The sequence below is a fragment of the Streptococcus sp. Marseille-P7376 genome, assembly GCF_902460385.1.
In the GTDB taxonomy this organism is placed as follows: domain Bacteria; phylum Bacillota; class Bacilli; order Lactobacillales; family Streptococcaceae; genus Streptococcus; species Streptococcus sinensis.
Window position 1 is genome coordinate 1 of sequence record NZ_CABPTS010000036.1, and the last position, 8,104, is coordinate 8,104.

General features: G+C 42.1%; 9 protein-coding genes. 8 read left to right on the forward strand and 1 reads right to left on the reverse strand.

Features of this window, described 5'->3' with window-relative positions; all coding sequences use genetic code 11:
• Positions 1-165: 165 nt before the first annotated feature.
• Positions 166-366, reverse strand: a complete 201-nt coding sequence (locus FZ952_RS11185; protein WP_262366365.1) for a 4-oxalocrotonate tautomerase — start codon at positions 364-366, stop codon at positions 166-168.
• A 153-nt stretch (positions 367-519) separates the two neighbouring features.
• On the opposite strand from FZ952_RS11185, the gene FZ952_RS11190 reads away from it, so the two are divergent.
• The 8 genes from FZ952_RS11190 to FZ952_RS11225 all read left to right on the forward strand — a co-directional run.
• Positions 520-1,092, forward strand: coding sequence for a thymidine kinase (locus tag FZ952_RS11190; RefSeq protein ID WP_037618193.1), 573 nt, complete (start codon positions 520-522; stop codon positions 1,090-1,092).
• A gap of 36 nt (positions 1,093-1,128) precedes the next feature.
• Entirely contained in the window at positions 1,129-2,208 is a 1,080-nt protein-coding gene (prfA, locus tag FZ952_RS11195; RefSeq protein WP_148881712.1) for a peptide chain release factor 1, read from the forward strand.
• Positions 2,208-3,038, forward strand: coding sequence for a peptide chain release factor N(5)-glutamine methyltransferase (gene prmC, locus FZ952_RS11200; protein WP_148881713.1), 831 nt, complete (start codon positions 2,208-2,210; stop codon positions 3,036-3,038). Before prfA ends, prmC begins: the two co-directional genes overlap by 1 nt.
• On the forward strand, positions 3,031-3,621 hold the full coding sequence (locus FZ952_RS11205; protein ID WP_148881714.1) for an L-threonylcarbamoyladenylate synthase: 591 nt from the start codon (positions 3,031-3,033) through the stop codon (positions 3,619-3,621). The genes prmC and FZ952_RS11205 overlap by 8 nt, the downstream gene beginning before the upstream one ends.
• A 47-nt stretch (positions 3,622-3,668) precedes the next feature.
• Positions 3,669-4,931 (forward strand): serine hydroxymethyltransferase, encoded by a 1,263-nt coding sequence (gene glyA / locus FZ952_RS11210; RefSeq protein ID WP_148881715.1) that lies wholly within the window; start codon positions 3,669-3,671, stop codon positions 4,929-4,931.
• 1 nt (position 4,932) lies between these two features.
• Positions 4,933-5,907, forward strand: coding sequence for a nucleoid-associated protein (locus FZ952_RS11215; RefSeq protein ID WP_148881716.1), 975 nt, complete (start codon positions 4,933-4,935; stop codon positions 5,905-5,907).
• Positions 5,907-6,509: a lysozyme family protein gene (locus FZ952_RS11220; protein ID WP_148881717.1), complete on the forward strand. Its 603-nt coding sequence runs from the start codon at positions 5,907-5,909 to the stop codon at positions 6,507-6,509. The genes FZ952_RS11215 and FZ952_RS11220 overlap by 1 nt, the downstream gene beginning before the upstream one ends.
• Positions 6,510-6,759: 250 nt before the next feature.
• Positions 6,760-8,104 (forward strand): SpaA isopeptide-forming pilin-related protein (locus tag FZ952_RS11225; RefSeq protein ID WP_262366364.1); only part of this gene is annotated, 1,345 nt, incomplete at its 3' end.

Below are 8,104 nucleotides of genomic sequence, written 5' to 3' on the forward strand. Positions count from 1 at the left end.
GAGTCTGGGACAAAAAGATTTCAATTTTTAAAAATCTTAATTATTAAGCCCTTCAAATATATAATTAAATGCGAAAAGCGAACAAAGCAGAATTCTGATTACCAGAAAACTAGTTTTGTTCGCTTTTTATATTTGAGGTCGGACTTTTGTCCCAGACTCTCCTCTTTATTTTGTTCGCATTTCTCCTTGCGGGAAGTAGGTGCCTTCTGGCATATCGTTAATAATGACATGGACAGCAGACTGGGGTGCACCAGTATTTCTAACAACAGCTTCCGTCACTTCCTTGGCTAAAGCCTTCTTTTGTTCCAAAGTACGACCTTCAAATAAATCAATTCTGACAAATGGCATATTTTCTGCCTCCTTTATTTCGTTAATATTATTTTATCACAAATGAGGTTTGAAAGAGTGGTGAATTGTGGTAAAATAATAGGAAGTATGGTCAGTCTTCTCAACAAAATTTTTTACAGAGTTGGAAGTCCTATAAAAGACAATACTTAGAGAGAAAATGTAGAAATAAAAATGGCTCAATTATATTATAAATATGGCACAATGAATTCGGGCAAGACCATTGAAATTTTAAAAGTAGCCCACAACTATGAAGAACAAGGTAAGAGTGTGGTTATCATGACCTCGGCTGTTGATACACGCGACGGTTTTGGTGTCGTTTCCAGTCGCATTGGTATGAAGCGTGATGCGCTAGCGATCGAGGATCAGACAGATATTTTTGGTTATATTCAAAGCCTGCCTGAAAAGCCCTACTGCGTTTTGGTTGATGAGGCTCAGTTCTTGAGGCGCCATCATGTCTATGATTTGGCAAGAGTGGTGGATGAGCTGGATGTTCCAGTTATGGCTTTTGGTCTGAAAAATGATTTTCGCAATGAACTCTTTGAAGGCTCCAAACACCTCTTGCTCTTGGCTGACAAGATTGAGGAGATTAAAACCATTTGCCAATATTGCTCTCGTAAGGCCACCATGGTTTTACGGACTGATAACGGAAAGCCGGTTTATGACGGAGAGCAGATTAAAATTGGCGGCCACGAGACCTATATCTCAGTCTGTCGCAAGCACTATTTTAACCCTGACATTAAATAATCCAATGATGGAAATAAAGGAGATGATGAAAAATCTATGAACATCTATGAACAGTTACAAGCGGTTGAAGATCGCTACGAAGAGCTTGGCGAACTATTAAGCGACCCAGATGTGGTCAGCGATACCAAGCGTTTTATGGAGCTTTCTAAGGAAGAAGCCAGCACCCGCGATACAGTGACGGCTTATCGAGAGTATAAGAAAGTCCTGCAAAACATCACAGACGCTGAAGAAATGATTAAAGACGCCTCTGGTGATGCCGACTTGGAAGAAATGGCCAAGCAGGAGCTCAAGGATGCCAAGGCTGAAAAAGAAGAATACGAGGAAAAACTAAAAATCCTCCTTTTACCTAAAGATCCAAACGATGATAAAAACATCATTTTGGAAATCCGCGGTGCTGCAGGTGGTGATGAGGCGGCTCTCTTTGCAGGCGATTTGCTGACCATGTATCAGAAATATGCCGAAGCTCAAGGCTGGCGCTTTGAGGTTATGGAGGCCTCCATGAATGGTGTCGGTGGCTTCAAAGAAGTTGTAGCTATGATTTCGGGGCAGTCGGTCTACTCTAAGCTCAAGTATGAATCTGGCGCTCATCGCGTACAGCGGGTTCCAGTAACCGAAAGCCAAGGCCGTGTTCATACATCAACTGCAACAGTCCTTGTCATGCCTGAAATCGAAGAAGTAGAATACGATATTGATCCAAAAGATCTTCGTGTCGACATCTACCATGCCTCAGGCGCTGGCGGTCAGAACGTCAATAAAGTTGCAACCGCGGTTCGTATTGTCCATCTGCCAACCAATATCAAGGTCGAAATGCAGGAAGAGCGGACCCAGCAGAAGAACCGTGAGAAGGCCATGAAGATCATCCGTGCGCGTGTTGCTGACCACTTTGCGCAGATTGCCCAAGACGAGCAAGACGCTGAGCGTAAGTCGACTATCGGTACTGGTGACCGTTCAGAGCGTATCCGTACCTATAACTTCCCGCAAAACCGTGTCACAGATCACCGTATCGGCTTGACTCTGCAAAAGCTAGATACCATTTTGTCAGGTAAGTTGGATGAAGTTGTGGATGCCTTGGTGCTTTATGACCAAACGCAAAAACTAGAAGAGCTGAATAAATAATGACATTAGCTCAATATTTGGCTGAATTAGAACAAGAGCTGGTAGCAGCGGGAGAAGAACCGGAAAGCCTGTCTTTCGTTTATCGGGCTCTCAATGAGCTCTCCTTTACCGACTTTGTTCTCAAACTTCGGGCAGAAGTCAGCCAGGAAGACCGTGAAAAGCTAAAAGCTATTCAAGAGCAGCTGCTTGCTCACATGCCGGCCCAGTATATCATTGGGAGCAGTGACTTTCACGGTTTGACTCTCAAGGTGGATGAGCGAGTTCTGATTCCAAGGCCTGAGACAGAGGAGCTGGTGGATCTAATTTTGTCAGAAAATCCTGAAAAATCTCTGTCTGTCTTGGATATCGGCACCGGCAGCGGAGCCATTGCTCTTGCACTGGCAAACAGCCGTCCAGACTGGCAGATTACCGCTTCCGACATTTCAAAAGACGCTCTTTCCTTGGCAGAAGAAAACGCTCAATCCTGCGAGCTCAGTCCTACTTTTGTCCAATCCGACTGTTTCGAAGTAATCAGTGAAAGATTTGACATCATTGTCTCTAACCCACCCTATATTTCAGAAGCGGATATGGATGAAGTTGGACTTAATGTTTTGACCTCCGAGCCTCACATGGCCCTCTTCGCAGAAGAGGATGGTTATGCCGTCTATCGGAAAATAGCGGAGCAGGCAGGAGACTATCTCACAGAAAAAGGAAAAATCTATCTGGAAATTGGTTACAAGCAAGGAGATGGTGTCGGGGAGCTATTAAAAAAATCATTCCCGCAAAAACGAATCCGAGTCCTGCAGGATCAATTTGGCAAGGATAGAATGGTGGCGATGGACAATGGATAAGATAGAAAAGACTCTGGCAGCAGGCGGAGCGGTTGTCCTGCCGACGGAAACAGTTTATGGACTTTTTGCCCAGGCCTTGAACGAAGAGGCGGTTCAGCAAGTTTACGAATTAAAACGAAGACCTCGTGACAAGGCTCTCAATCTCAATGTGGCTAGCTTGGAAGAAGTTTACCGTTTTTCTAAGAACCAGCCCAGTTATCTAGAAAAACTCTATCAAGCCTTTCTACCTGGGCCACTGACTATCATTCTCCAAGCCAATGACCAAGTCCCAATCTGGATTAACTCAGGCATGAAGACCATTGGTTTTCGAGTTCCCAAGCATTCAATTACATTGGATTTAATTCGAAAATACGGTCCTTTAATCGGGCCATCCGCCAATCTTTCTGGAAAAGCCAGTGGAACTGATTTCCAGCAGATTATGCTGGATTTTCAAGGGCAAGTATCGGGACTAGAAGATGATGCTTCCTTGACAGGTCAGGATTCAACCATTCTGGACTTGTCTGGAGAAAAGGCACTTATTTTGCGCCAAGGAGCCATTACTCGCGAGGATATTCTTGCCCAAGTAAGTGATATAACATTTTAACTTTTAGGGGCCTAGCGCCCTATTTTCTCAAAAGAAGGAGACACCTTATGATTTTTGACCAAGAAGACTACAAAGCATTTGACCCAGAGATTTGGGAAGCAGTTGCTAAAGAAGAAGAACGTCAGCAGCATAATATCGAGCTAATCGCTTCAGAAAACGTTGTTTCTAAAGCTGTTATGGCCGCTCAAGGTTCTATTTTGACCAATAAGTACGCTGAAGGCTATCCAGGTCGCCGTTACTATGGCGGGACAGACGTAGTTGATGTGATTGAGAGTCTAGCGATTGAGCGCGCTAAGGAAATTTTTGGTGCTAAGTTTGCGAATGTGCAACCTCACTCAGGCAGCCAAGCAAATTGTGCTGCTTATATGGCTTTGATTGAGCCAGGTGATACAGTTATGGGGATGGATTTGTCTGCGGGTGGTCACTTGACTCACGGTGCGTCAGTCAGCTTCTCTGGCCAAACCTACAATTTTATATCTTATAATGTTGATCCAGAAACAGAATTGCTGGACTTTGATGCTATCCTCAAGCAAGCCAAGGAAGTGCAGCCAAAGCTGATTGTGGCAGGTGCTTCAGCCTATTCTCATATCATCGACTTTTCAAAATTCCGTGAAATCGCTGATACGGTTGGCGCCAAGCTCATGGTCGATATGGCCCACATCGCTGGTTTGGTTGCTGCTGGTCTGCATCCTAGCCCTGTGCCTTATGCGGACATCACAACCACGACGACCCACAAGACTTTACGCGGACCTCGTGGCGGCTTGATTTTGACAAATGATGAAGACCTAGCTAAGAAAATCAACTCAGCTATCTTCCCAGGCATTCAGGGTGGACCATTGGAACACGTCATTGCAGCCAAAGCTGTGGCTTTTAAAGAAGTGCTAGATCCAGCTTTCAAGGTTTATGCCCAGCAGATTTTGGACAATGCCCAAGCCATGGTGCAAGTCTTCCGTCAGCATGATAAGTTCCGTGTGATTTCTGACGGTACTGAAAATCACCTTTTCTTGGTTGATGTCACTAAGGTTGTAGAAAATGGGAAAGTGGCGCAAAATCTCTTAGATGAGGTCAATATCACGCTTAATAAAAACTCCATTCCTTACGAAACCCTGTCACCATTTAAGACTAGCGGAATTCGTATCGGTACAGCAGCTATTGCAGCTCGAGGCTTTGGTGTAACAGAAAGTATCAAGGTGGCTGAACTCATTATCAAGGCTCTGGAAAATGCTGAAAATGAAGCCGTGCTCAATCAGGTACGGGCGGAAGTTCGCGAACTGACAGATGCTTTTCCGCTCTATGAAGGTTTGAACTAAGATGGACATTTATGTAAAGAAGGCCATCATTCATCAATTCAGCCCAGCTGATACGGACTTGCTGTTGGCGGATAAGTTTCTCAACATCACTCCTAAGATTGAAGAATACCTGCGCAAGAAAATCGAGCGAGTTTATTCTGACGAGGCTAAAACAGGCATTTTCGATCCTGAAAACGTCTTTTTAGCCCAACTTTCAGATGACCTACTGGAAACATCAGTGACAGTGGCCAAGCTCTGGCAGGAGGAGTTTTCAGTCAGTGAAAATCAGAAAACCAACGATTTAATCTTTGTCCAGTTTGACAAGGAGGGTGTGGAGCACTTTGCTTTTCTTCGGATTGCTCTGCGGGAAACTCTGACCCACTTAGGTGGCGAGGTGGACAATCCTATCAAGCTGACGCAGAACAATCTGCCTGGCTTTGGTACTGGGGCGGACGAGGCTTTGGTCATCAATCTCAAGTCTCGCAAGTACCATCTGATTGAAAAGCGCATCAAGTACAATGGTGCCTTTCTCAACTATTTTTCTGACAATCTCTTGCAGGTCAGTCCCAAGATTTCACCAAAAAAATCCATCAAAACTCTGGAAAAAACAGCTCAAAAAATTGCTGAAAGTTTTAATACAGACGACTTCCAGTTCCAGTCCAAGGTCAAATCCAGTATTTTCAAAAATCTTGAAGAAAATGATGAATTGTCACCAGAGAAGCTGGCAGACGAACTTTTTGACAGTAATTTGACGGCTCGCCTTACTTTTATTGACCAAGTTAAGGAAACTGTACCAGAGCCAATCAAGTTTGACGAGATTGACAGCAGTCGCCAGAAAAAGAAGTTCGAAAATCAAAAATTGTCTCTCTCTAATGGAATAGAACTGATCGTTCCCAATAATGTCTATCAGGATGCTGAATCCGTGGAATTTATCCTGAATGATAACGGAACTTATTCTATTCTTATCAAAAATATCGAGGATATTCAAAGTAAATAATGTTTAAATTTATCAGAAGGCTGATTTTGCTCATCGTTCTGGCTGCCATTGCGATTAAAGGCTATCAAGTCCATCGTGATGTCAAGCAGGTTATGACTTACCAAAGTTTAGTCAGAGAAGTACTGGACGAGCAAGATACGGCTGCCAATGAAGAGCTGGTTCTTGCTATGATTTACACAGAAACCAAGGGAAGAAACACTGACCTCATGCAGTCTAGTGAGAGCGCAACAGGCGAAATCAATTCGATTACAGACAATAAAGAAAGCGTCCGTCAAGGGATTCAGACTTTATCAAACAATCTGGAGCTGGCTAGTGAGAAAAAGGTAGATGTTTGGACAGCGGTTCAGGCCTACAATTTTGGTCAGGCCTATATCGACTATGTGGCACAAAATGGCGGTGAAAATACCCTTGAATTAGCTAAAAAATATTCAAAAGAAGTGGTAGCGCCAAGCTTGGGAAATGTAACCGGTAAGACCTACAGTTATTATAACCTGATTTCCATATTTAATGGCCCTGAACTCTATATCAACGGTGGAAATTATTATTATTCCCGTCAGGTTAAAATGAATATGTATATTATTCGCCTTTTAAATTGGTTTTAAAAAGAAAAGTTAGAATGTTTATTTGATATTCCAACTTTTCTTTTTTGTGTATCGTGAAATATTTTATTTGTCTCCTCTCAGATAAAAGCAATGCAAAAGTTGACAATTTGTCAAAAAATATAACTTTAAAAGATATGGTTTTTTCATTTTGTTTAAAGTATAATAGTAATGATTATAATATAAGATGAAAATAATACTAATATTTATACTCTTAACTTATAATAGAAAACAGAAAAAGGAGAGATTTATAATGAAGACAAAGAGGTGGATAGGCTTCTTTTTATCTTTACTAACGATTTTTACTGTTCTAGGATTTTGGAATGTCCAGCGGGTATCTGCTGCAGATGTAACAGATAAGGTCAAACTCGAGAATTTAAAAATCACTGTTGCTGCTACAGGGGATGATTCAATTGCTTATCACGGTGAACATGAGACCATAGTGCGATTAAAATTCTCTGGTAAGTTTTCATTTCCTGACATACAGGCAAACGAGATAAAGCCAGAAGATTACTTTATAGTAAAAGCTCCTGACAATTTGAATTTGGAAGATAGAACTATGCCTCTGATCGATACAAATTCAAATACGAAAATGGGAACTGTGAAGGTAGAAAGTGCCAACCATCGGCTAGTCTTTACTTTCAATGAAGCAGTCAAGGATAAGCAAAACATCCGAGGTGACTTCAATGCAAATGCGACAGAGACAGTTACAAAAGAGGAGAAGAAGGTTACCTACGTTATCCCAGGTGGTGATTCACAGACGATTACATTCAAATCTCTTAAAACAAATGAAGCACCTGTTATAGATGAAGTTATCCATAAAACAGCTTGGAATCACAGCGCAGCTCCAAAAATCGGATGGAACGTCCGTATTAATCGTTCCAAGCAAGATTTAACGGGTCACACTGTTAAAATTACAGATAATATTAGTTTAGGAGCTTTTGCGACTTATATTGAAGGTAGTTTTGAACTTTATGAAGCAGAGTACGAGACGACAGACACCAACCTAGCTGGTCTGAAGAATAAAATCCAAAAATACGAGGTAACAACGGATCCCGAAAAGTATCAAGCAAATTCTGATAAGGTGGCTTATCTGAAATTTGTCGACGGTAAACGTGGATTTGAACTGCTTATGCCGACCAATACGGGGACAAAGAGTTTCTACTTATTTTATTATACTACTTCACCAGCAGATACTTCGGAGGTGAAAAATTCCGCTCAATTCGTACTTGATAACGAACCTCAATTAACTTGGAAAAAATGGGGGGACAAGATTAATACAAGTACAGAGGTTACGTGGATAATGAAGACTGTTAAGGCTTCAGGTGCTACTGTTACTGCTGATATTGCTGGTAAGATCAAAATCACTAAATTCGACGAAGCTGATGCAGATGTTAAGTTGAAAGATGTTAAATTTGACATTGTTGATAAAGCGACTAATAAAGTAGTTGATACAGTGGTAACGGATGAAAACGGGATTGCCCTTTCAAAGGCTCTCAGTGATGGTAAGTATATCGTTAAGGAGAAGGTTGCTAAAGTAGGTTATCAGCTAATTAGCGAAGAGTTTGAAGTGGAGTTGAAAGGTGGACAAGGTGTTC

Bases quoted from the DNA above. Each gene is read 5' to 3' on its own strand.
- prmC (WP_148881713.1), top strand. From the start codon at position 2,208: ATGACATTAGCTCAATATTTGGCTGAATTAGAACAAGAGCTGGTAGCA.
- FZ952_RS11205 (WP_148881714.1), top strand. From the start codon at position 3,031: ATGGATAAGATAGAAAAGACTCTGGCAGCAGGCGGAGCGGTTGTCCTG.
- FZ952_RS11190 (WP_037618193.1), top strand. From the start codon at position 520: ATGGCTCAATTATATTATAAATATGGCACAATGAATTCGGGCAAGACC.
- FZ952_RS11215 (WP_148881716.1), top strand. From the start codon at position 4,933: ATGGACATTTATGTAAAGAAGGCCATCATTCATCAATTCAGCCCAGCT.
- glyA (WP_148881715.1), top strand. From the start codon at position 3,669: ATGATTTTTGACCAAGAAGACTACAAAGCATTTGACCCAGAGATTTGG.
- FZ952_RS11220 (WP_148881717.1), top strand. From the start codon at position 5,907: ATGTTTAAATTTATCAGAAGGCTGATTTTGCTCATCGTTCTGGCTGCC.
- prfA (WP_148881712.1), top strand. From the start codon at position 1,129: ATGAACATCTATGAACAGTTACAAGCGGTTGAAGATCGCTACGAAGAG.